A 24,108-nucleotide genomic window follows, 5' to 3' on the forward strand; every position below is an offset into this window, starting at 1 on the left:
CAAATGATAGCAATCACTGTAGCTTGCCATATTAACAGTGCTGAATGCAACAAAAATAGGCTAAGCTATGGTTCTAAAACTTTAGCAAATTGTCCAAAAAGTGGCCTATGTTATCCGCGCAGGCGCTTTTTATAGCATTTGACAATATTTTTAAAGGATCCCCGGATAAAATACACCAGTTTTTCACATCTGTAGTTATTGTTAATAATCAACCCTTTACGTTACTTTAAACTCCAATTATAACAACCATGAAACTAAATAAGCTTTTTATCCTGGGCTGTTTATCGTTTGGCTTTATCCCCGCCGGCGTTAAGGCCCAAACGGGAGCGCCGGGTAATAACGAAATTATTTACCATATATTCCAGCGAAGTTTTTACGATAGTAATGGCGATTATCACGGCGACCTCAATGGCATCCGCCAAAAACTTGATTATTTGCAGGAACTTGGCGTAACATCCATACTGCTTACACCGCTTTACGAATCTGCTTTTTATCATAATTACTTTGCCATTGATTTTGAAAAGATCGACCCGAAATACGGCTCCCTTGCCGATTATCTCAAGTTGATCAAAGACTTGCACCGCCGGGGCATGAAATTTTATATGGATATGGAAACCCAGTATGTAACCGAAGATTCCCGCTGGTGGAAGGAGGCTTTCGGAAATCCAAAATCACCGTACAGCGATTATATTTTATGGGACGACAAGGACAACAAAAAGCCGTCAACCATAGTATATAACCTTACCGGGCTGACAGGTTACGACAGCGTATCCCGCAAAATAACTACCGCAAATCTTAACAGCGCGGCCTCAAAAGCTTACAACCTCAAACTGTTCAGCTACTGGATAGACCCCAACGGCGATGGCAAATTTGATGATGGGGTAGATGGTTTCCGGCTTGACCATATGATGGACGACCTGGATAATAAAGGCCGGCTCCCGCATTTATTTGATACTTTCTGGAACCCTTTACTAACCAAGCTAAGGGCCATCAACCCTAAAATTAAAATAGTAGCCGAACAAGCCAACTGGTTCAGCCTTGGCACCGAATACTTGGAACACGGCAGTGTTGACCGGGTATTTGGGTTACAGCTGTGTTTTGCTATCCGGTCGTTTGATAAAAAGCTGCTGTTGGCCAATGCCGATTCAACGCTGGCTATGCTGCCGCCCGGTAAACAACAGGTAGTTTTTATTGAGAACCACGATGTGCCGAGGTTTAGCTATGCGGTTAAAGGCGATCTGGCTAAACTAAAAGCCGGCTGTGCATTTAACCTGTTAATGGGCGGCATCCCGTCCATTTACTATGGCCAGGAGTTGGGCATGACCGGTACTACGGCAAATTTTGGTGCTACCGATGCCAATGAAATTCCCGACAGGGAAGCTTTTGAATGGTACAAAAGCGATACAGGCAAAGGCATGGCCCTGTGGTATAAACAAACCGGCCCCTGGAAAGATCAGTTTAATAACGATAAGCCTAATGATGGTATCTCCCTCGAAGAAGAAAAACAGGACCCAAACTCATTATGGAATTACTATAAACAGATGATCGCCATCCGCAAAGCAAATCCCGCTTTTGCTGACGGCAGTTATAAAACCATCGGCAATGATAATGATCATGTTTTTAGCTTTATAAGGAAGGATGCCGGACAAACTATACTGGTGGCAATAAACCTATCGGATAAGGAAACCAGTGCCAACATTGATGCCAATGGAAATACGCTTAATATTATTGGGGATGCAAAACCGGTAGCAAAGAGAGGAAAGTTGACGGTTAATTTGCCGGCGTTTGGGGTGGGGGCGTGGGAGTTGAAGTAAAAACCTGCGCCCGTTTAAAACTTGCGCTCGTTTGCAACGAGCGCTTAATATGGTTCGGCGATTGTATCGCCGGTCGCGTTATAAACGCAAACCCAAGTTAAGAACTGAAGTAGCTGGCACAAATAAAAAAAACGTCATTGCGAGGAACGAAGCAATCCCAAACTATACAAAGCGGCTCTGCTTATCGGGGATTGCTTCGTTCCTCGCAATGACGGATTCATTAAACTTCTTACATCGAAGCCGAAGCTTTCACATTTTCCATGCCGTAATGTTTCAGGATATCTTCAGGTACACCTGTCCACTTGCCGGGTTGGTTACCTGCGTAGCCAATATCTTTCACCCCGATTTCGCTGGTGAAAAAGCCTGAAGCGGTAAGATCACGCATGCGGTTGAAGAAAGCTACACCCTGGGCCATTTCTGGTTTGGCTTTTTTAGGGTAAGCGATCATATCAATTAGCTGGATCTGCTGATCTTTAGTGCAGTCGGTAAATGGCTTGCCGAAACGGTTAAGGCATTGCAAATCGAGCCAGCGTAAACCACCGCGCATCGGAGTTTGATGATCGGGCATATCTTTTACAATAAACTCTATAAAATCCGGCACCTTGGCATCAGATGCGCTGCCCGATTTTTCATCTTTTGGGATAATGATATCGGCCAGTACAGTGATGGTAGCCATTTCGGCAGCGGTAAAAAATTTATCAGCATGCAGTTTTTTATCCCGCTCAACCTCAAACGGCTGGCGACCAACTTCGTCACCGGCAGCTGCGGTAGTTGTTTCTTCTGCACCTTTTTTAGTATCGGTTTTACAGGCCTCCAGTAATAATCCTGCCGAAAGTGTTCCTAAGCCCAGGGCTTTAAGGGAGTCACGTCTGTTCATAAAATTGTTATGTTAGCTTGTTAAACGTTTAATTTTTTTCTTTCCTGAATAATGTATTCTGCAGTACGCATTGACAATGCAAGGATTGTCCATGTGGCGTTTTTATCACCCTGCTGCACAAATGGAGCAGCGTCAACCACAAACAGGTTTTTACAATCATGCGCCTGGCACCATTTATTTAAGGCCGATTTTTTAGGATCGTTACCCATACGGATAGTACCTACTTCGTGAATGATCTTACCCGGAGCTTCCAAACCGTAGTTGGTTTCAGGGCCTTGCGGCGGACCGTATATTGCACCGCCCATATTGTGCATAATTTCCTGGAAGGTTTCCTGCATGTGTTTGGCCTGTTTAATTTCATCAGGCGCCCATTTGTAATGGAAACGCAATACCGGGATCCCGTATTTATCAACTACGTTAGGATCAATTTCGCAATAGTTATCATAACGGGCAATAGCAGTACCACGACCGGCCATGCCAAATTGGGTACCATAAAAACGACGGTAGTCATCTTTCAATGATGCTCCGTAACCACCGGCCTCTTTCATTTTACCATCGCGGCCCGGCACTACACCATTCATGTTTTGGATGCCACCGCTAAAACCATATGACGGCATGTGTAAGCCACCGCCGTATTCGATGTGATAACCGCGAGGAAAATCCAGCTTTTTATTATCTAACCACCATGGCGAGTAGATGTGCACACTGCCAACGCCGTCTTCATTGTAACGCTTGCGGTCCATCAACTGTGGAAGGAAACCACCGGCGCTTGAGCCGGTTGAGTCATGCAGATAATGCCCTACAACACCGCTGCTGTTAGCCAAACCGCCCGGATGCTGAGCCGATTTTGAGTTAAGCAGGATCCTGGCCGATTCGCCCGCACTTGCACCAAGGATAACTGTTTTGGCGTTAACCTGGTATTCCTGCAAATCTTCTTTATTAACGTATGATACACCGACAGCCAGGCCTTCGGCATTAGTTATCACCTCGCGCACCATGGCGTTGGTGATCACCTTTAAGTTACCTGTTTTTATAGCCGGGATAACCAGGCATGATGATGCCGAGAAGTCGCCGTAAACTTTACAGCTGCGACCGCACTGCCCGCAGAAGAAACAAGCGCCACGGTCTTTATTACCCGGTAAAGCTTCTGTTAATACCGAACCACGGCCCGGAATAATTTTAACACCTGCTTTTTGAGCGCCCTGCACAATGTACAATTCATTAAGCCTTGGTTTTGGTGGAGGTAAGAAAATACCATCCGGTTCATTTTCCAAACCTTCTTTGGTTCCGTAAACACCTATCATACGGTCAACCTTATCATAGTAAGGCTTTACATCATCGTAAGTGATTGGCCAATCGTCGGTAAGGCCGTCTTTAGCCTGGAAATCACGCGGGCCCATTCTTAAGGAGATCCGGCCCCAGTGATTGGTACGGCCACCCAGCATCCGCGAGCGGAACCAGAAAAACTCTGTTTTATCTTTGGTAGTGTAAGGCTCGCCATCAATTTCCCAACCGCCATAGGCGGCGTCAAAATCGCCGAAAGGACGGGTAGTACCGGCGCCGCGGCGTGGCGATTCCCACGGCCATTTTAACTGTTGTGAATCTTTAGCAGGGTCAAAGTAAGCACCGGCTTCAAGCATTAAAACTTTTATGCCGGCGTTGGCCAATACGTAACCGGCCATACCTCCGCCGGCACCCGAACCAACAATCACCACATCATAGGTGGCTGATGATTTTTTAATTTGCAGATCGCTCATATTATATCAAAGTATCCTTCTTTCTTATACGAAGAGAAATTACACATGCCAGGAGCATGTCAAAACACAATTTAAGTTATGGTATAAAGATATGAACAGGGCACTATATCCGTACCCTGTTCATAAAAAATATTAAAGCTCTTTCAATTTAATGTTACGGTAGCTAACCAGGTGACCGTGATCCTGCAAAGCAATGTGGCCTTTAGGATATTGGGCAAAGCCTTTCCAGTTTTTAAACTTGCTATCAGCTAATACTTTGTTCCACTCATCGCTGCCCATTTTCACATCTACGATTTGGGTGCCATTAAGCCAGAAAGTAAGCTGACCATCTTTTTTGCGTAATTTCACTTTGTTCCATTCGCCGGCCGGTTTGCATACATCTTTTGAAGGGGCAATCATATCATACAATGAGCCAGCAAGGTGGTTGGCTTTTTTGTTATCGCTGGCATCTTTATTATCAAGCACCTGCATTTCCATGCCAGTTAAGTAAGTTGCGTCAAATTGAGGGTCTTCATGCACCCCGAAAATAATGCCGCTGTTACCCTCTTTGCTGATGTTCCACTCTAAGGTAAGTTCGTAGTTTTCGTACTCGCCATCGGTAACCAGATCGCCATGACCTTCTGCTGCCTGCGGATCGAGTTGCAAAGCACCGTCAACAACCTTCCAGCCCACAACTTCCTTTTTTAAGTAGGTGTGCCAGCCATTGGTGGTTTTCCCATCGAACAGTTTGGTTTGTGCCGATACCGACAGGCAAAAAGCCGGGATGGCCATAAGGCCAAGCATGATTTTTTTCATAAAATTATAGTTGTTTTTATAGTATCAGAACCGCCATTAAAATAGCGTTGGTTGGTTGCGGCGGCTCCTGTTGGTTTCATTGTTTTGCTTTGTACAAGGTATCTGACTTAAAAAGTATAAAACTGTTTAAGGGCATATTTTGATAAAACGTTTTAATTGCAAATTAACTGAACATTTTTTTAGGTTGGGTTAAATATATCGGCTTTTTTTTTAATGCTAAAACGATTATCGCAAAAATAAAGTATAAGCCTGCGAAAACCGAGGTAAAAGCTTGGTTACAATGAATAATTTACGGTAGATGGATAACACAGAAAGGGTACCTGATTGTAACAAATGAGGTGTCCCAATTTTTTGATTCCCCACAAAAAAGTGAAAAACCGACGGCCGGTATTTTTTAAAAAACAGTAATGTTCCATTTTTTGAGAGTGAAACAGCGAAACTCCATTTTTGTGAAACATGCTGACAATCAAGCGTCTAAGGCGCAACATGAAACACCATTAAATAACTGGTTATCAACAAATAAACTTAAAGAAGGAGTCAAAAAGCGTCTCACACGCCGGCCAGAGAAACCGTATTTATTTTAGCTGTTTTTTATGGACTTTTCAAGGCTTTTTTAAATACCGAAATGAATAGTACTAAGTACTGACAAAATATCGCCACTATAATTTTGGATTGATATGTGTTGTTTTGCCCAAGGGCAAAATAAGCCTGCGTTTAGCAAAACACGATTGATAATCTTCGTTGATCAAGAAGTCACGGGTACCCGGCCTGCAAGCCAGCGCCATGTACTTGTGCCGGTTCGCGAAAAAAAAATCGCGGTTAGAAATTTTCACACGAATTATTTTTCTCACTTAACACAATTAATCGAATTACACGAATTTCAAATTTATGCAAGTAAAAAATTCGTGTAATTCGATTAATTTGAAAAAATTAGTGTAAAAATTTCTTATTCGTTCGCCTCCCGACAGCATATATTTTTTAATGCAATTTTTCTGTGGCACACCCGCGCCGATTTGATAAATCTACCACAAAACAGCCAACAAGTGCCCATAATTTCCGGTTAATGTCACAAGATGCCGATTACCGATACATTTACTTAATGCTGACATATGCCCAATTGCAAAAAAACTTATAATAGGTAATATTGCGCCGTTGTGGTTAACCTTATCTTAACGCATAAGATTATCCATAAATAACTATAACCCAAGCATTATCGGTAATTAACACTTACTACATTGATCAATTTTTATTTTATAAAACCTGGTTTCAAGAAATCTGGTTTAACGTTTGCATTAAAAGCAATTTGCATACTTTTTATTTTTATTACTGTTGACAATTTAACAGCGGCCGCGAATACCCGCACAGCTACTCCGACCGATTCGCTGGCCGATAGCGCACTAATGAAAAAGCGCCTCATCAACCAGGCTTTCGATCACATTTATGAGCAAAACCTGCGCGTATCAGAAGGAGGGAACGATTACTTTAACAAGGTAAAAACCCAGCTTACTGCCGATCTGGCGCCGAACTTTGTTTTATTCAGCACGCCAAAGTCGCGTTTCTTTTTTGTGTTTACCCCACGGGTGAAGATCCGCCTGCTGGCCTCACATGGCGCACCGGTAAAATCGCCGAGCTTTATGCCGGGCGGTACGGTGTATTTCAGGGTGAACGAGGACACTTACAATCCAAAGTTCTTTTCGTTCGGTTACTCGCATCATTCCAACGGCGTACGCGGACCATCACTTAATCCCGACGGCAGCTTTAACCGCGATAGCGGCAAGTTCACCACCAACTTCTATACTTTAACTTATTACAGCGGCAAACGCTTTGATAAAAAAGACCTGATCATCAACCGCTATGATAACCTGGGTTTAGAGGTCCACGCCGGTTTATTCAACCTTGGCCTATCCGAAGGCTTGAAAGATCATTACGGTTTTATCCGCATTAATGGCAGCCGCATGTATAATTTCGCCAAAGCCTATACCGACCCTATTGATAAGAACAAAAAAGTATACCAAAACTGGCAGCGCATCCGGTTCGACTTCACTTATATCGCCGATAAGTACGATAATTACTCAACTTTTGATTTCAAGAAACGCCTGAACGTAAGCCTGAAATACTATTACCAGTTTCCGTTTATGCCTGATGCCGCCCTTATGGTTGGCGGAGGCTACCGCGGACAGGATGATTACAACCAGTTTTTTGAAGATAGCTATGGTTATGTTACCATTGGCTTTGCAACAAGCCTGAGCTTTCATACACATAAGTAGTAGATTTTTCTACCCTACATTTCTCCAATCGTCATTGCGAGGTACGAAGCAATCCCAAACTTTACAGAGGGATTTGCTTAGCCGCTCTGCCTATCGGGGATTGCTTCGTACCTCGCAATGACGAGATGTAGAAAACAAAGCGAGGGTTCGAAAACGAACCCTCGCTTTGTTTAGAGAACTTTCTGCCGTCAGCCTGGATTTGTTGCCCTGCTGCCAAGCATCCAACATGCATAACCCTCTTTTTTGTACATTTGCCGCATGGCATCCATTAAACCATCCGTACCCAAAGGCACCCGCGATTTTTCACCCGCCGAAATGGTGAAACGCAATTATATTTTTGATACTATTAAATCTGTTTTCCGCAAATACGGCTATCAGCAGATAGAAACACCGACCATGGAAAACTCATCAACCTTAATGGGGAAATATGGCGAAGAAGGGGATAAGCTGATTTTTAAAGTACTTAACAGCGGCGATTATCTGGCCAAGGTTGACGAACAAAAACTTATTGAACGCAATTCTAATTCTGTTGCGTCTGCTATCTCCGAAAAAGCCCTGCGCTACGACCTAACCGTGCCTTTTGCCCGTTACGTAGTTCAACACCAAAACGAAATCATTTTTCCGTTCAAACGTTTCCAGGTGCAGCCGGTTTGGCGTGCCGACAGGCCCCAGCGCGGCCGTTACCGTGAGTTTTACCAATGCGATGCGGATGTGGTAGGCTCTGATTCACTACTGAACGAAGCCGAGTTTATCATGATCTATGATGAAGCTTTAACCAAACTTGGCCTTAAAGACTTCAGCATAAAGATCAATAATAGAAAAATCCTATCAGGCATTGCACAGGTTATAGACAAATCCGATAACATCATTGATTTGACTGTAGCCATAGATAAACTGGACAAGATCGGCCTTGATGGTGTGATCAAAGAGCTGCTTGAAAAAGGCTTTACCGATGCCGATATCGACAAACTAAAACCCGTTATCCTGTTGGAAGGCAACAACACCGAAAAGCTGGCAAGCCTGCGCGAGGCATTAGCCCAATCAGAGATCGGCTTAAAAGGCTGCGACGAAATAGAAACCGTTTTTGGCTATATAGAACGCTGTCCCCTGCAAACCGCCAAGCTTGAATTAGATATTACCCTTGCGCGTGGTTTAAACTACTATACCGGTGCTATCTTCGAAGTAAAAACCAACGAAGTAAATATGGGCAGCATCGGCGGCGGCGGACGTTATGACGACCTTACCGGCATGTTTGGCTTAAAAGGCCTTACCGGCGCAGGGATCTCCTTTGGGGCCGACAGGATCTATGACGTACTGGAAGAGCTAAACCTTTTCCCGGCCGGCAGTAATCAAACCACGCAGGTACTTATATGCAATTTCGATAAAGAAGGCGAACTTTATAGCTTACCTCTATTACAGCAGCTTCGCCGCCATAATATCAACACCGAACTCTATCCGGCAGGTGCGAAAATCAAAAAGCAGATGGAGTACGCTAACAATAAAAACATCCCTTATGTGGTGGTTATCGGCGGTGATGAAATGCAAACCGGGCTATTGACATTTAAAGACATGGCAAGCGGGGTTCAGGAGAAATTGACGGCGGATGAGATCGTAGCAAAACTGAACCGGGATTAAACGGATTTTTTGGATTGGCGGGATTTGATTTGTACGCAGCTTATTTTCATTTCCCTTTATAGTTTAGTGCAAATGACAAATCCGGGGAAGACTTACGTAGTTTTGAAAACTTCGTAAGTCTGGATTCTACAACATCTCATGTCAGCCAATCGAAGGGTCGTACGCAGAGGCCTACCCACCATGCTTCGACAGGCTACCCATGACATAATAAAAATCAAGGTCATGCTGAACTTGTTTCAGCACCCCACTCGCTAAGCGGCCATGCTAAGCAAAACGGCCATCTGTCCTATGGGATGCCGAAATAAATTCGGCATGACGGCAGGTATATGTCATCTTTCCTTCAGAGTCCGACGGATTTAAATCACTCAGGATGCCCCCATTTTTAAGTTCTCATGCTCAGCATAATACCCGCTTTTACCGTAATATTTCCTATCCCTTTTTCTCTCCCTCATTCTTTTTCAAATGCCCTTCAAGCTGCGGGTTTTGAGGTGGAAGGGTTTTTACACGGTGTTCAACCTCGGTTTGCTGAACATGAACGGCGTAATCTGCGGGCTCGATATGGCTCCCGCTGGCCTCGGCAAATACCTGGGTAAACTCGGCACCAATGTACAATATGGCCGATGTATAATAGATCCAAACCAATATCACAATAATAGAACCCGCCGCGCCATAGGCCGACCCTTGCGCTGTATATTGGATATAAAGGCTGATGAGGTATTGACCTATCATAAACAGGATAGCTGTAAATACCGCGCCGCTGCGCACATCGCGCCATTTGATTTTAACATCGGGCAAAAACTTAAATATGATGCCAAACAAAGTAGTGATCACCACCAGGGTGATGCCCAGGTTTAACGCCTGGACAAATACTCTCGTAAAAGAATCGATACCGGGAAAAAAATGCTGGATCTGATCCTTCAGGGCACTTATGACCAGGTTAATAATAAGCGATGCCAACAATAGGAAGCCCAGGCTAATGATGAGCGAAAAGGACACAAACCGGTTTTTTAGCAATTGCATCCAGCCGCTTTTAGGCTTGGCTTTAACCCTCCAGATTATATTAAGTGAATCCTGGATCTCGATAAAAATACTGCTCGCGCCCAATAAAAGCGTAACCCCGCCAATAATAACCGCTATGCCCGATTTCCCGGATAGCGCAAGGTGCTTTAACGCATCCTGAATTTGTGCCGCCGGTGTTTTGCCAACATAACGGACAATTTCGGGGTACAAACGCTCGGTTGCGGCATCCTGTCCAAAAACCAGGCCGGCTACCGATATTACAATAATTAATAAAGGGGCAATTGAAAAAACGGTGTAATAAGCCAGCGAGGCGCTTAATTTTAAGCCATTATCTTTTGAAAAGCCCGTGAACGATGCCAGCAGAACCTTCCATAGTTGTTTAAAGTATGCTTTGCTTAAAAACTTCATGCCTGTGTTTTTGTAGATTAATGCTTATTCGTGAATGGTTAAGCAATATTGATGCCTTTTGTAGGGCTATTTAAATAAAAGTTGTGAGTTTTGGATGGGCTTAAAATATTTAGAGGGCCTGTACCGGAATATCCAGCAGCTCATATTTTTCCCAGCCCGTAAAGTCATAATGCCACCATTCGGTTGAGATCACCCTGAAGCCATATTTGGTCATTATTGTTTTTAGTAATTCGCGGTTTGTAATTTGCTGCGGCGGTAAATCCATATAGTTTGCCCCGGCCTTACGGCTAAAGCTATCAAAGCCGGTTGGCATATCCAGTTCTTTGCCGGTTTTAATGTTGATAAGGGAAAGGTCAATAGCGCAACCACGGTTATGCTTTGAGCCTTTGCGCGGATCGGCTACAAAATTGGTATCGGGGGCCATTTCATAAAAATTAACGGTAACCGAATAGGGCCGGTAGGCATCATAAATTTTAATACCAAGTCCCTGCATTTTTAATTCGGCTTCAACCTGCTGAAGCGCTTTTACAACCGGGAGCCTTGCATAAGCTTTGGCCCTTGTGTACATGCGGCGATGCATGAAATTGTTGGTTGTAGCATACCGCAGATCTAAGATAATTTCGGGGATATATTTCTTTATTTCAACCAGCTGTTTATCCGGGTTTGCTTTAACCTGTAGTTTATAGCGGGCAATGCCATAAATTTTTGTACTGTCGATATATTTATAATGCTGCGCATTAACGCGCAAGGTACACGCTACAAATATCAGCAATATCAAATACCGGTGATTCATATTACCCGTTTACCTGTGCGATACGATCAGTAAATCGAGGTCTTTGCAGGGGATCGAGAAACGCTCGCCAATGTGTTTATTGGTAAGCTGGCCCTGGTAAATATAAACCGCGTTACGCACCCCCGATTTTTGCCAGATGAGGTTTTTGATGCCGCCCATATCGCCAATATCAAGCAGTATCGGCGCAAAAATATTGGTGAGCGCATAGGTAGCGGTACGGGCTACACGAGATGCGATGTTAGGCACACAATAATGAATTACATCATATTTGCGAAAAACGGGGTGGGTATGATTGGTAACTTCGGATGTTTCAAAACAGCCGCCCTGGTCAATACTTACATCAATGATCACCGAGTCGCGTTTCATGCGGCTAACAGTAGCTTCAGAGATAATGCAGGGGCTGCGGCCATCTTCGGCACGGAGCGCACCTATGGCCACATCGCAGGTGGTGATGGCTTTTTCCAATACAATAGGTTGCACCACCGATGTAAAAACGCGGTTGCCAATATTGTTTTGCAGGCGGCGGAGTTTGTATATCGACGGATCGAATACCTTAACCTCGGCACCCAATGATATGGCGGTGCGTGCCGCGTATTCGCCCACGGTTCCGGCACCAAGAATCACGATTTCAGTTGGCGGAACGCCGGTTATGCCGCCCAGCATCAGGCCTTTGCCCTCAAAAACATTGCTTAAATATTCGGCTGCTATAAGTATGGAAGTAGCGCCCACAATTTCGCTCATGGCCCTTACCACCGTAAGGGTATTGCCCTCATCGCGCAAATGCTCAAAACTTAGCGCGGTGATCTTTTTGGCCATCAGCGCCTGAATGCTTTCGGCCTTGAGCGTAGCGATTTGCAGGGTAGAGATCAGGAGCTGCCCGGGTTTCATCAGCTCAATTTCGTGAGTGGTAGGAGGGGCTATTTTGATAATGATATCGGCCTCGTAAACCTTTTTGGTATCATATACTATCTGCGCGCCTTGTTCACTGTAATCCTTATCCGAAAAATTGGCGGCCTGCCCGGCATTACTCTCCAGCATCACCTCGTGGCCGTTATTAACCAGCAACGCTACCGACAGCGGGGTTAAGGGCACACGGTTTTCCTGGAAGGAAACCTCTTTGGGAATGCCGATGTATAGCTTGTTTTTTTTGCTTTTTACCTCCAGCAACGACTCCTGGGGCTGCAACATTGCTTGCTTGGCAATATCCGAAAACCCGCTATATATCCCTGAACTCATGATGTGTTTTTTTTAAGGCTGTTGAAGATAAGAAAAAACGATGTATGATAAAACTAAATATTTTCCATGCTGATGCTGCGCGAGGTGCTGTCCAAAACCCGGATCCGGATGTTGGTGTAACGGTTGGGAAGCAAGTCTGGAATTTTTTCGGGCCACTCAATAAAGCAGTAGGCATCGCTGTAAAAATATTCCTCATAGCCCATATCCAATGCTTCTGTTTGATTTTTAAGACGATAGAAATCAAAATGAAAGATCCTGCTGTCGCGGCCGGTGTATTCGTTTACAATTGAAAACGTCGGACTGGTTGCTTGTTCTGTTACGCCGAGCTCTTCGCATAAAGCTTTGATGAGCGTTGTTTTGCCCGCTCCCATTTCGCCATAAAAAAGAAAAATTTTATTCCCTGCCGAGTTGGCCAGGATGGCTTCGGCAGCCTGCGGTAATTGAGATGTTGAATTTACAGATAGTTGCACGTGTAATAAATTTAAGTACGTCATTGCGAGGAACGAAGCAATCGCGAACAATACAGAGCGGACCTGTAAGTAGGGGATTGCTTCGTTCCTCGCAATGACGTTTTTATGCTTAGTGGCACTGATTCAAAAATACTCAAAATCCCTAAATTATAAATTAGCCATCAGGGCTTTAAAAAAACCCTCCTTAACCTCTATATGTGGGATATGCCCGCAATTATCAAACTCGATGAGTTTGCAGCCGGGGATCTTTCGGGCCGTTTCGGGCCCTAATATTTTATATTGGCCATGTTTGGCTTTTTCTTCGTCACTAAGCAGGGCCTTGCCTACTATGGTTTTATCCTCTTTGCCTGTAAACAACACGGTAGGCACTTTAATGAGCCCAAATTCGTAACAAACCGGCTGCTCGTAAATCATTTCAAAAGTGAGCGCGGCTACTTTGGCATAACGGGGAAAATCGGCACTTTTACTTACGCCGGCGCCAATCGCAACCAAATAATCGTATTCGGGTTTCCAGGTGGTGAAATATGATGTTTGATAATACTTCTTAACACTTTCGTAGCTGGTTTTCAATTCGGTTTTGTAATCGTCTTCGGCACTTGCATACGGAACAAATGTGCGGTAATCTTCCAGGCCGATCGGATCTTCAAGCAGCAATTTTTCAACCCTGCCGGGATACATGAGCGTAAACCGGGTGGCCAGCATCCCGCCCATGGAGTGGCCCATTAAAGTAACCTTTTGAACCCCTAAGCTATCCAGCAGGTTTTTGTTAAACCTTGCCAGTTGATGAAAGCTATAATGGATGATTGCTTTTGATGATTTGCCAAAGCCGATCTGGTCCGGCACAATCACCCGGTAGCCTTTGCTACTGAGCACGCGGATTACATCTGCCCAATAATAGCCGCCAAAGTTTTTGCCGTGAAAAAGCATTATTGTTTTGCCGTTGGGAGCAGCTGGTTTTACATCCATATAGGCCATGCGCAGATCCTGCCCTTCAACTTTTATGGGCATAAAGTTTACCGGGTAGGGGTATTTTACATTTTCGAGCGTAATAGAAAGCGTATCGGTTTGGGCATTTGCCGCGATGATCGTGGATATCAGGAGTAAAAGCATTAGTATTTTACGCATACGGAAAAATACAGAAGACAGAACTAAATGTTTGCCCCCCGGCCTGCCAAAGGGCGAGTTTGACCTGGTGATGACCAGGAAGGCGCAAGCAATCCCAACATAGGCAGCCGCACAATACATGCACCAGTCAGGCGAGGGGCAGGAAAATAAAAAAGTCCCGCCGGATGGCAGGACTTTTTATCTGAGGCATCATTAATGATTAATTGATGGACAATGGCAAATAAATACCGAAGGTAATATTGCGCCCCATGTTATAAATACCAAATTCCGGATCTTCCGAGCTTATACGACCGGGCTTGAGACGGCTAAGCGCGTCGTAGTACTTGATGTTGGCCAGGTTATTTCCCGATACATATAGTTTAACAGGTTGTTTGCCAAAGTTAACCGTTGTGCCCAGGCCGGCATTTAATAGCGTGTAGCCTTTGGTGCCGGTTTCAAAAGCGGAATCATAACGGTACTGGTTAAAGAAGTTATCAATACCTACCGAAATGTATGATTGTTTCAACCCTTTAATAGTTGGCTCAAAACGCAGCGTGTTTTTGAGCGTACCGGCAGGGATGAACGCCAGCGGCCTGTCGAGCGTGTTGTTTCGGGCATAAGTATAACCAAAGGTATTTTCAAAATGGATGAAGCTTACCGGGTGCAGGGTAAAGTTACCTTCAACACCATACAGGTTAGCATTAACCTGGTTGTAACGGTATACATCAAACTGGCTTAGGCTTCCGCTTTCATTCGGAGCTTCCGCCACATCCCCCTGTTTGTGCGACGCGTAAATATAGTTGTGGATGTAGTTTTCATAGATCCCCAAACTGGCACTTACAATTTTGTCGTCGTATTGCAGGGTAGCGTCAACCTGGTAACTTCTTTCGGGTGCCAGGTTAGGATTGCCTATTTCATAGCGAAAAGTACCTTCATGTACGCCGTTTGATCCTAATTCGGCAGGGTTTGGCGCACGGAACGCGGAGCCTGCATTGGCCTTGAAATTCAGGTTTTCATTAAACTCATGCGTATAACCCAACGCTCCGCTTATGTTCGAAAATTTGTTGGTAAAGGGGGTAAATTTGGTTTCGCCATCCTCAACCAGGCCTTTGCCCTCGTTTTTACGATAATCGTACCTGACACCGGCATTAAAGGTGTTTTTATCCCAGGTTTTTTTGATATAGGCAAAAGCGCCCACGCCATAAGTATCATAAGCCGGGATCAAAAACTCCGAGCCTTTGTTTAAACTATGGCCGATGTCCGAACTCGCGCCAAAAACAGGTTGCCATCCGTTTGCTTCGGTAACATAATATTTTACATCGCCCGAGTACGTATTCAAATCAAAGAACAGGGAAGGATCCGGTCCGTCGAGCTCGCGGCGTTGGTTTTTCTGGTAGCCGAGGTTCACTTTCAGGTTGCCCCCTTCGGTAATGAAGTTGTTATCCCAGTTTATTTTATAATGACGGATATCCTGTTTAGGGTATTCAAGCGTGCGGCTTTTATATTCATCCTGCGTAAACGGTGTGCCATCGTCATGCAAAAAGTTGAGACCATTAGCAGGCTCCGGATCGTAAAAACCGATATTGTTTTTAAAGTAGCTAAGGTTGATATGCGAGTAACCCCATGATTTATTAAGACCGATCATGCCGCTCAGATCGGTTTCATTAAAACCGGAGTTAGGGAAATAGTAGTCTGGCGTTTTAAAGGAGTAGGCATTTTTGTAGCTGCCGCGGGCACGCCATACCAGTCCGTTTTCGTTACCGGTAAGCATCAGTGAAGTTCCGGTTAAGCCGTTGTTGGTGGAGTAGTTAGTTAAAAACTCACCTTTGATCTGCCCGTCGGGCGGGGTAAGTGGTTCAAGCAGGTTAATAACACCGCCCAGCGCGTCTGATCCGTATAGCAGTGAAGCCGCCCCGCGAAGCACCTCTACTCTGTCCGAGCTGTATTGATCAATCTCGATACCATGCTCATCGCCCCATTGCTGGCCTTGTTGTTTAACCCCGTCGCTCAAAGTAACTACACGATTATAGCTTAAGCCACGGATAACCGGTTTGGAAATAGAGGGACCGGTAGTGATCTGCGACATGCCCGGCACCTGGTGTGCAAGCGCATCGATGAGGTTGGTTGACTGCCTTAACAAGCCATCGCGCCCCACAGCTGATACTGATGTGCTGTTCTGTTTATTATTAGCGCTGATAGCCGTACCGGTAATAACCACTTCGTGGGTTTCGATAATGCTCGACTGCAATTCAAAAACCAGCGGAGTGCCGGCCGAAAGATCAACTATTTTGGTAAGGGATTTATACCCCACATATTCTATCGAGAACAGGAACCTGCCCCTATTGGGTAATGATTTAAAAGAAAACTCGCCATTAGGATCAGTTATGGCAGATATTTTCAATTCGGGGATCGTGATCACAGCACCCGGTAACGTTTGTTTTGATTGCGCGTCAACCACACGGCCTTTAACAATAACAACATCTGCAAATGCAGAAACCTGCACCAACAGCAATATAATGAAGCTTATAAGCTTTAATTTCATGATGAAAGATTAAGAAAATCAATAAATACCGTTATGATCAACGGCTATGTTTTGAAGAAAGAGTAAAGTAACGTTAAGCAGTTACCGGAGGGGCCCGGCCGGCCGCAAGGATAAGCGCAAGGCTTACAAAATTATAATCGCCGGGTTTAAAAAAATGATCAGATGTTACAAGAGGGATAAAAAATGAACTATTGCTAACGGCCACAGCATCGGTATGGTGCATGGCATCGCACAGTAAACATTTTTCTTTAACGGTTGGCTGACCAACGGCCGTATGGCTGTGTTTGGTAATTCCCTTGATCAGCGCGTGCTGGTGCGAATAAACCATATATTGCCCGGCCACAAAGCAAACAAGCAGCAGCCACGCAAATACAATATGTAAGCGTTTTTTTTTCACAGTCAACATCCCTTTAACGGAATACGGCAAAAATAAGTATTAAAACGAGAATATTAATGCAACATTGTAACAATAATGATAGCCTGGTCATTGTTTCATTTGGTCATTAAGTCATTTTTTGCTCATCTGTTGTCAACCAGTGTGTATGTTATGCGATTAACCAATGACCTAATGACGCAATGACCCAATGAATAATCTATCTTTGCCAAATATGACACCTGCCGAGATCAATAAAAAATGGGATGCGCTTCAGCAGCGGATAGCTGAGGATTTTGATAACGAAAAGCCCGATATAAAGGTGATGCTTTTTTTGATCGGGGTACAGGAGCTGGGCCAGGGGCCGCGTAAGTTCAGCAAGCGCCAAAAGGAAGAGCTGATGCATATTGCCACCTGTCGCTTAATGAGCATGATGGGCTTTTACGAGCTGGAAGGCCTTGACCAGGATGGCTGGCCGCATTGGAAACGCGTAAAAGTAATCCCGAACTATACCCTGCTTGAACAGGAAATGATGATGAAATCGCTCATTGTAAATTACTTTGAGGAGATGGAGGGGGCTGAGTAGTGAGTGTGCGTTGAATAAGGCCTTGTGCGATTCCCCTCTTGAGAGGGGTGTAGGGGTGTGTTTCTTCAATGCGATAAGGAACGCGGGTTAACACACCCCTGCCAGGCACAAATCCAACACGCCCCCTCTCAAGAGGGGAATTAAAAAATCAAAAAAATCAACGGTCTATGAAGAAACTTTTTACCTTAAGCATTCTTTTATTAACCCTTACAGCCGCGTTTGCCGGGCCGCCTAAAAACCAATATGTGCGCATCCACACGGTTTATGGCAATTGTATCCTTCGCCTGTATAATGAAACGCCTTTGCACCGCGATAACTTTATCAAGCTTACCAAAAAGGGATTTTATAATGGTACGCTGTTTCACCGGGTGATCCAGAATTTCATGATCCAGGGCGGCGATCCGGATTCAAAAGATCCGGTAAAAGCAAAACCCGGCGCCGAGCTGGGCAATGGCGATGTGGGTTATACCCTCCCCGCCGAATTTCGCGACAGCTTGTTTCATAAACGCGGCGTACTTGCTGCCGCCCGTGATGATAATCCCCAAAAAGAGTCGAGCGGCTGCCAGTTTTATATCGTGGAAGGCAAACGCTTTACCGACGGCAAACTGGATACATTGGAAAACACCCGGCTTAAAGGCCGCAAAATCCCGGCATGGCAGCGCGAATGGTATAAATCTGTCGGCGGCTCGCCTCACCTTGATCAAAACTATACCGTTTTTGGCGAGGTTGTTTCGGGGATTGATATGGTCGACAGGATTGCTGCTGTAAAAAAAGATGGTAATGATCGCCCCAATGTCGATGTGCCTATGACCGTTGAGTTGCTAAGCAAAAAAGAATGTAAGCAGCTGGATGCCATTCTTTTTCCGGAGAAGAAATAAACCAAACTGCCGCGGGTTTAGCGATAGCATAACCTGTGGTTGGCACAATGTAAGCTTTCAGCTTACACAAATTCAGCTGAAAGCTGAAACCATGGTACACCACGGGTTAAAAACCCGCGGCAGAAGGAATGACAATTTTGTTGTAGTTTAGTAATTAAATCCGAAATCGAACATCCGAAATCCCAAATGAAAATACTTACATATAATGTTAACGGTATCCGTTCGGCAATAAACAAGGGTTGGCTTGCCTGGCTGCAGGCTACCGATGCAGATGTAGTTTGTTTGCAGGAAATTAAAGCAACGCCCGATGTGCTCACCGACCTTGGTTTGGTTGACCAGATGGGTTATCAGCATTACTGGTTCCCGGCAGAAAAGAAGGGCTATAGCGGCACAGCCATTTTTACTAAAATTTTGCCCAACCATATTGAATACGGCTGCGGCATTCCTGATTTTGACCGTGAGGGGCGCTGCATCCGGGTTGACTTTGATGAGGTTTCGGTGATGAGCGTTTATTTCCCATCGGGCTCAAGCGGTGATGACCGGCAGGTTTTTAAATACCGTTTTTTAGATGAGTTTGGCAAGTACCTTACCCTGCTTAAAGTGGAGCACCCTAACCTGGTAGTTTGCGGCGATTACAATATTTGTCACCGCCCTATTGATATCCACAATCCAAAATCAAACGCCAACTCATCGGGCTTTTTGCCGGAGGAACGCGAATGGATGGAGAACTTTATTGAAGGCGGATTTATAGATACCTTCCGCCACGTAAACAAAGAACCGCATAATTATACCTGGTGGAGCTTCCGCGCCGGATCACGCGGTAAAAACTTAGGCTGGCGTATCGATTACGCCATGGCCAGTACCCCGCTTGAAGATAAGATCCGCCGTGCGGCGATATTGCCGGAGGCTAAACACTCCGATCATTGCCCGGTGCTGCTGGAATTGGAGTTTTAAGCCCCTCTAAATCTCCCCTAAAGGGGAGACTTAAAAAGGAATATTTAAAAATATGTCATTGCGAGCGTAGCGCGGCAATGACATTAATGGGTTTACTTCGGCCCGTAAGTAACCACCGGCACTATCATTTCCTCTAACGAGATCCCTCCGTGCTGGAAAGTTTCATTATAGAAATTCACAAAGTGGTTGTAGTTGTTCGGGTACACGAAATAGCTATCTTCCTTGGCAAAAACAAAGCTTGAGCTGATGTGCAGTCTCGGCAGCATGGCATCATGCGGATTACGGATATGAAAAACCTCCTTAGCATTATAGTTCAGGTTTTTGCCTTGTTTATAACGCAGGTTAGTGTTAGTGTTCCTGTCACCCACAATTTTGCTTGGATTTTTTACCCGGATGGTACCATGATCGGTAGTAATGATAACGCGTACCTGTTTTTGAGCCAGGTATTTCAACAGGTCATACAAGGGCGAATGCTCAAACCACGACAGGGTTAACGAGCGGTAAGCTGCGTCATCACTTGCCAGCTCGCGGATCATCTGCATATCGGTACGGGCATGTGACAGCATATCCACAAAGTTATACACCACTACGTTAAGTTCGTTGTTCATAAGGTTGTTCACCGACTCGTTCAGCGCCCTGCCTTCGTCAATATTGAGGATCTTGTGGTAGGAGTGCTTACAATCTTTTCGTAATACACGCTTGAGGTGATCTGCTAAAAAGTCGGCTTCGTATAAGTTTTTACCGCCTTCGTCCTCGTCGTTTTGCCACATAGATGGATAGCGGCGTTCCATATCCAAAGGCATCAGGCCCGAAAAAATGGAGTTACGGGCATATTGCGTAGCTGTTGGCAGGATACTATAATAAGTGTCCTCTTCCTCCAGCCTGAAATATTCGGAAATAATAGGGTTAATGATCTTAAACTGATCATAACGCAGGTTATCTATCAAAATAAAAAACAGCGGGCCTTTGCCATCCAGCTTTGGGAATACCTTCTTTTTAAATAACTGGGGCGATGAAGTTGGTGCCAAATCCGGGTTTTTGATCCAGTTAAGGTAGTTGCGCTCCACAAACTTGCAAAACTGCATGTTTGCTTCGGCTTTTTGCAGTGTCAGGATCTCGTGCATGCCTGCATCTTCCAGCTTTTCCAGCTCAAGCTCCCAGTAGATCAACTTCTTGTAAACATCAACCCATTCCTGGTGGCTCAGGTTTTCGTTAAGCGTCATGCCGAGTGTACGGAAATCCATCTGGTAGGCCATGGTGGTTTTTTCGGTAACGAGGCGTTTGTTTTCGGTCAGTTTTTTTATAGTAAGCAGGATTTGCTTAGGGTGTACCGGCTTAATCAGGTAGTCGTCTATCTTTGAGCCGATGGCATCTTCCATCAGGTACTCTTCCTCATTTTTGGTGATCAGTACAATGGGCACATCGTTGTTAATGTTCTTGATCTGCTGCAGGGTTTCCAGGCCGGTAAGGCCGGGCATGTTTTCATCCAGGAAAACCAGGTCGAAATAATTGTTCTTAAAAGAGTCGACGGCGTCATAGCCATTGGTAACCGTGGTTACTTTGTAGCCCTTTTCGCCCAGGAAAAGTATATGTGGTCTTAACAGGTCAATTTCGTCATCGGCCCATAAAATGGTAGTGTCTTGCATAGTATATGTATATTAAATAGTCGTCTGAATCAGAATTTTCAGAATTTGAAAATTAGCAGAATGATTCAGTACAAGGTCAAACACTAATTCAAATATCGTAATCTAAGTCCTTGCATTCTGCAAATCCTAAAATTCTGTGAATTCTGATTCTGACAGTTTGGTTCAGACAATTCTGATTCAGACAGTAAACCCCAAATAGATGCTTTTGTTGTTACACAGTAAAGGTATTAACAAAATTTAACAAACCTGTCGCGCTTATTTTACCTTTGTTTTACATTTTTGCAATTATTAGAAGCGGCATTGAATAAAAAGAAAATAATTAACGACCCGGTTTATGGTTTTATCAGTATCCCTACCGAACTGATCTTTGACCTTATATCCCATCCATACTTTCAGCGGCTGCGTTATATTAAACAGCTGGGCATGACGCACCTGGTTTATCCGGGCGCGCTGCATACCCGGTTTCATCATGCTTTGGGTTCCATGTACCTGATGGATACCGCGCTTGAAACTTTACGGAGCAAGGGCCATCAGATCTCTGCCGAAGAGGAGGAAGCGGTTACCATTGCCATATTATTGCATGATATTGGCCACGGCCCGTTTTCACACGCTTTGGAAAATACCATTATTGATGGCATTGCCCATGAGGATATTTCATCGATGCTGATGAATAAGCTTAACCAGCGGTTTGAGGGTAAGCTTACCATGGCCATTGATATTTTTAATGACACCTATCCGCGTAAGTTTTTACATCAACTGGTATCCAGTCAGCTGGATATGGACAGGCTGGATTATCTTAACCGCGACAGTTTCTTTACCGGCGTATCTGAAGGGGTGATCAGTTCCGAACGGATCATTAAAATGCTCAACGTTAAAGACGACCATGTGGTTGTTGATGAAAAAGGCATTTACTCGATAGAGAAATTTTTGATAGCCCGCCGCCTTATGTACTGGCAGGTTTATCTGCACAAAACAGTAATAGCCGGCGAGGAAGTATTGACCAAAATTTTCAGGCGCGGCCGGGAGCTGATCTCGCAGGGCGAAGAATTGTTTGCAACCCCTGCCCTGCTGCATTTTTTGAAGAAGCGCATCAGCCGCGACGCTTTTATGAACGAGGACCATCACCTGGAAACGTTTGCCTGTTTGGATGATACAGACATCATGGCATCGGTAAAAGTGTGGGCCTACCATCCCGACCTGGTGCTTTCGCAGCTTTGTAAAAACCTGGTACAACGCAGCCTTTTAAGGGTTGATATTACCAATGAATGTCCAGATGAAGCTTTTGTTGAAAGCCTCCGTCAAAAAGCAATGCAGAAATATGGCGTGAGTTATGAAGACGCCGCGGCCTACTTTGTGTTTACCACATCTATCCGCAATAATGCTTACAATCAGAACGATGGCAACATTGGTATATTAATGAAGAATGGCGAGGTAAAGGATATTGCTGCCGCCAGCGATAACTCAAACCTGGTAGCTTTGGCCAAAACGGTTAAGAAATATATTCTTTGTTATAATAAGGAGTTGTTGAATTAACAGGCGGTTTTTCAATAAAAAGGCATTATGTTATAAATGCCGGACATGTGCGCTGGCCGCGTTAGGGATTGTAGTGGAAAGCCCACAGCGCGGGGTGGAATTGCGGGTTGGGTAAGCGAGGACTTGGAACGGAAAGCCCGGCCGCAGGCAACGTCCCTATTTAAAAAGAACGATAAAACAATAGCGTTGTACTTTGGATTTTAACAAATAGCAAAACGAAACCGATACACACTTGCGACAAATGAAGAAATGGTGAAAAATGAAACGCTTTGACAGTCAAAACTTTTTAACGCGAGTTCATAACTCATTAATAATTTGTTGCTTCAATTTTAACATTTAAATTTGCCCGATGCAATTTACTGCTCATGATATAAGTTTACTGCTCAACGGAACTGTTGAAGGCGATGCTGCAGCTACGGTTAGTCAGCTTGCCAAGATAGAGGAAGCGGGAGCCGGCAGTCTTTCTTTTTTGGCCAACCCTAAGTATGAGCAGTTTCTGTATACTACCAATGCTTCAATTGTTATTGTTAATAACGACCAGCAGTTGGCAGGCCCGGTAAAGGCCACGCTGATCAGGGTGGAAAATGCCTATAGCGCGTTTACCCTCCTGCTCGAAAAATACAACACTTTCAAGCTTGATAAAAAAGGGATTGAGCAGCCAAGCTTTATCCACCCTACCGCGCAGATTGGTACTGGCGCGTATGTAGGCGCGTTCACCTATATCGGCCAAAATGCAATTATCGGCGATAATTGTAAGATCTATCCTAACGTAAATGTTGGCGATAATGTGACCCTTGGCAACAATGTAACCCTGTTTGCCGGCGTTACAGTTTATTTTGATTGCGTTATCGGGAATAATGTCATAGTACATTCGGGCGCGGTAATTGGCAGCGACGGCTTCGGCTTTGCCCCTAACCCCGATGGTACTTATACTAAAATTGCACAAATTGGCAACGTAATACTGGAAGATGACGTTGAGGTGGGCTCAAATACTACTATCGACAGGGCAACCATGGGTTCGACCATAGTACGTAAGGGAGCTAAAATTGATAACCTGATCCAGATTGCCCACAATGTTGAAATTGGGGCACATACTGTTATTGCAGCGCAATCGGGTATATCAGGCAGTACCAAAATTGGCGAAAAGGTTGTTATTGGCGGCCAGGTAGGTTTTGCCGGTCATCTTAATATAGCCAACGGATCGCAGTTTTCGGCTCAAACCGGTATAAACCGCTCTGTTACAGAAGAGGGTAAGGTATGGGGAGGCTCTCCAAATATGCCATATAAAGATTACCTTCGTGCCCACGCGAAGCTGCGAATGCTGCCAGAGCTTGACCGTAAGGTATATGAGCTTGAAAAATTGATTGAAGAACTACGTAAAGGCAAGGCAAGCGAATAGCCTTAGCCGGTAAATTTAAAT

At 44.7% G+C, this 24,108-nt stretch carries 19 protein-coding genes; 8 read left to right on the plus strand and 11 right to left on the minus strand.

Annotated features, from left to right (window positions below; genetic code table 11):
* Positions 1-248: 248 nt before the first annotated feature.
* Positions 249-1,814 (plus strand): alpha-amylase family glycosyl hydrolase, encoded by a 1,566-nt coding sequence (locus FHW88_RS14075; protein ID WP_176626192.1) that lies wholly within the window; start codon positions 249-251, stop codon positions 1,812-1,814.
* Positions 1,815-2,043: 229 nt separating this feature from the next.
* On the opposite strand, the gene FHW88_RS14080 is transcribed toward FHW88_RS14075, so the two are convergent.
* From FHW88_RS14080 to FHW88_RS14090, 3 genes are all read right to left on the minus strand, one after another.
* Positions 2,044-2,691, minus strand: a complete 648-nt coding sequence (locus tag FHW88_RS14080; RefSeq protein WP_090532622.1) for a gluconate 2-dehydrogenase subunit 3 family protein — start codon at positions 2,689-2,691, stop codon at positions 2,044-2,046.
* A 20-nt stretch (positions 2,692-2,711) separates the two neighbouring features.
* Positions 2,712-4,448, minus strand: a complete 1,737-nt coding sequence (locus tag FHW88_RS14085) for a GMC oxidoreductase (RefSeq protein WP_176626195.1) — start codon at positions 4,446-4,448, stop codon at positions 2,712-2,714.
* A gap of 132 nt (positions 4,449-4,580) precedes the next feature.
* Positions 4,581-5,243 (minus strand): DUF1080 domain-containing protein, encoded by a 663-nt coding sequence (locus FHW88_RS14090; protein WP_217633198.1) that lies wholly within the window; start codon positions 5,241-5,243, stop codon positions 4,581-4,583.
* Positions 5,244-6,478: 1,235 nt separating this feature from the next.
* Here FHW88_RS14090 and FHW88_RS14095 point away from each other — a divergent pair.
* Together FHW88_RS14095 and hisS are read left to right on the plus strand one after the other, a co-directional pair.
* Positions 6,479-7,510 (plus strand): hypothetical protein, encoded by a 1,032-nt coding sequence (locus FHW88_RS14095; RefSeq protein WP_176626197.1) that lies wholly within the window; start codon positions 6,479-6,481, stop codon positions 7,508-7,510.
* Positions 7,511-7,768: 258 nt separating this feature from the next.
* Entirely contained in the window at positions 7,769-9,145 is a 1,377-nt protein-coding gene (gene hisS / locus FHW88_RS14100) for a histidine--tRNA ligase (protein ID WP_176626199.1), read from the plus strand.
* Between the two features lie 429 nt (positions 9,146-9,574).
* Here the strand turns inward: hisS and FHW88_RS14105 are convergent, their stop codons facing one another.
* The 7 genes from FHW88_RS14105 to FHW88_RS14135 all read right to left on the minus strand — a co-directional run bounded on the left by FHW88_RS14105 (position 9,575) and on the right by FHW88_RS14135 (position 17,115).
* Positions 9,575-10,573 carry a YihY/virulence factor BrkB family protein gene (locus FHW88_RS14105; protein WP_176626201.1) on the minus strand — a complete coding sequence of 333 codons (999 nt, stop codon included), beginning with the start codon at positions 10,571-10,573 and terminating at the stop codon, positions 9,575-9,577.
* Positions 10,574-10,682: 109 nt separating this feature from the next.
* A complete protein-coding gene (locus FHW88_RS14110; RefSeq protein ID WP_176626203.1) occupies positions 10,683-11,366 on the minus strand; it encodes a M15 family metallopeptidase in 684 nt (227 codons plus the stop codon).
* Between the two features lie 9 nt (positions 11,367-11,375).
* On the minus strand, positions 11,376-12,602 hold the full coding sequence (locus FHW88_RS14115; RefSeq protein WP_090532635.1) for an alanine dehydrogenase: 1,227 nt from the start codon (positions 12,600-12,602) through the stop codon (positions 11,376-11,378).
* A 53-nt stretch (positions 12,603-12,655) separates the two neighbouring features.
* Entirely contained in the window at positions 12,656-13,072 is a 417-nt protein-coding gene (tsaE, locus tag FHW88_RS14120; RefSeq protein ID WP_090532637.1) for a tRNA (adenosine(37)-N6)-threonylcarbamoyltransferase complex ATPase subunit type 1 TsaE, read from the minus strand.
* Positions 13,073-13,219: 147 nt separating this feature from the next.
* Positions 13,220-14,197, minus strand: a complete 978-nt coding sequence (locus tag FHW88_RS14125; RefSeq protein ID WP_176626205.1) for an alpha/beta fold hydrolase — start codon at positions 14,195-14,197, stop codon at positions 13,220-13,222.
* 199 nt (positions 14,198-14,396) lie between these two features.
* A complete protein-coding gene (locus tag FHW88_RS14130) occupies positions 14,397-16,718 on the minus strand; it encodes a TonB-dependent receptor (protein ID WP_176626207.1) in 2,322 nt (773 codons plus the stop codon).
* 73 nt (positions 16,719-16,791) lie between these two features.
* A complete protein-coding gene (locus FHW88_RS14135; protein ID WP_176626209.1) occupies positions 16,792-17,115 on the minus strand; it encodes a hypothetical protein in 324 nt (107 codons plus the stop codon).
* Between the two features lie 211 nt (positions 17,116-17,326).
* Here FHW88_RS14135 and FHW88_RS14140 point away from each other — a divergent pair, with 211 nt between their 5' ends.
* From FHW88_RS14140 to FHW88_RS14150, 3 genes are all read left to right on the plus strand, one after another.
* Entirely contained in the window at positions 17,327-17,677 is a 351-nt protein-coding gene (locus tag FHW88_RS14140) for a hypothetical protein (RefSeq protein WP_090532643.1), read from the plus strand.
* Positions 17,678-17,844: 167 nt separating this feature from the next.
* Complete coding sequence (locus FHW88_RS14145) at positions 17,845-18,555, plus strand: peptidylprolyl isomerase (protein WP_176626211.1); 711 nt, start codon at positions 17,845-17,847, stop codon at positions 18,553-18,555.
* 186 nt (positions 18,556-18,741) lie between these two features.
* Positions 18,742-19,509, plus strand: a complete 768-nt coding sequence (locus FHW88_RS14150) for an exodeoxyribonuclease III (protein WP_176626213.1) — start codon at positions 18,742-18,744, stop codon at positions 19,507-19,509.
* Between the two features lie 92 nt (positions 19,510-19,601).
* Here the strand turns inward: FHW88_RS14150 and FHW88_RS14155 are convergent, their stop codons facing one another.
* A complete protein-coding gene (locus tag FHW88_RS14155; protein ID WP_176626215.1) occupies positions 19,602-21,155 on the minus strand; it encodes a bifunctional response regulator/alkaline phosphatase family protein in 1,554 nt (517 codons plus the stop codon).
* Positions 21,156-21,455: 300 nt separating this feature from the next.
* Between FHW88_RS14155 and FHW88_RS14160 the strand changes: the two genes are divergently transcribed.
* On the plus strand, positions 21,456-22,688 hold the full coding sequence (locus FHW88_RS14160; protein ID WP_176626820.1) for an HD domain-containing protein: 1,233 nt from the start codon (positions 21,456-21,458) through the stop codon (positions 22,686-22,688).
* 349 nt (positions 22,689-23,037) lie between these two features.
* Positions 23,038-24,087 carry a UDP-3-O-(3-hydroxymyristoyl)glucosamine N-acyltransferase gene (gene lpxD / locus FHW88_RS14165; protein WP_176626217.1) on the plus strand — a complete coding sequence of 350 codons (1,050 nt, stop codon included), beginning with the start codon at positions 23,038-23,040 and terminating at the stop codon, positions 24,085-24,087.
* The last annotated feature ends 21 nt before the right edge of the window (positions 24,088-24,108 follow it).

Source organism: Mucilaginibacter sp. SG538B, assembly GCF_013376065.1.
GTDB lineage: Bacteria > Bacteroidota > Bacteroidia > Sphingobacteriales > Sphingobacteriaceae > Mucilaginibacter > Mucilaginibacter rubeus.

Bases quoted from the DNA above. Each gene is read 5' to 3' on its own strand.
- FHW88_RS14075 (WP_176626192.1), top strand. From the start codon at position 249: ATGAAACTAAATAAGCTTTTTATCCTGGGCTGTTTATCGTTTGGCTTT.
- FHW88_RS14080 (WP_090532622.1), bottom strand. From the start codon at position 2,691: ATGAACAGACGTGACTCCCTTAAAGCCCTGGGCTTAGGAACACTTTCG.
- FHW88_RS14085 (WP_176626195.1), bottom strand. From the start codon at position 4,448: ATGAGCGATCTGCAAATTAAAAAATCATCAGCCACCTATGATGTGGTG.
- FHW88_RS14090 (WP_217633198.1), bottom strand. From the start codon at position 5,243: ATGAAAAAAATCATGCTTGGCCTTATGGCCATCCCGGCTTTTTGCCTG.
- hisS (WP_176626199.1), top strand. From the start codon at position 7,769: ATGGCATCCATTAAACCATCCGTACCCAAAGGCACCCGCGATTTTTCA.
- FHW88_RS14105 (WP_176626201.1), bottom strand. From the start codon at position 10,573: ATGAAGTTTTTAAGCAAAGCATACTTTAAACAACTATGGAAGGTTCTG.
- FHW88_RS14110 (WP_176626203.1), bottom strand. From the start codon at position 11,366: ATGAATCACCGGTATTTGATATTGCTGATATTTGTAGCGTGTACCTTG.
- FHW88_RS14115 (WP_090532635.1), bottom strand. From the start codon at position 12,602: ATGAGTTCAGGGATATATAGCGGGTTTTCGGATATTGCCAAGCAAGCA.
- FHW88_RS14125 (WP_176626205.1), bottom strand. From the start codon at position 14,197: ATGCGTAAAATACTAATGCTTTTACTCCTGATATCCACGATCATCGCG.
- FHW88_RS14130 (WP_176626207.1), bottom strand. From the start codon at position 16,718: ATGAAATTAAAGCTTATAAGCTTCATTATATTGCTGTTGGTGCAGGTT.
- FHW88_RS14140 (WP_090532643.1), top strand. From the start codon at position 17,327: ATGACACCTGCCGAGATCAATAAAAAATGGGATGCGCTTCAGCAGCGG.
- FHW88_RS14145 (WP_176626211.1), top strand. From the start codon at position 17,845: ATGAAGAAACTTTTTACCTTAAGCATTCTTTTATTAACCCTTACAGCC.
- FHW88_RS14150 (WP_176626213.1), top strand. From the start codon at position 18,742: ATGAAAATACTTACATATAATGTTAACGGTATCCGTTCGGCAATAAAC.
- FHW88_RS14155 (WP_176626215.1), bottom strand. From the start codon at position 21,155: ATGCAAGACACTACCATTTTATGGGCCGATGACGAAATTGACCTGTTA.
- lpxD (WP_176626217.1), top strand. From the start codon at position 23,038: ATGCAATTTACTGCTCATGATATAAGTTTACTGCTCAACGGAACTGTT.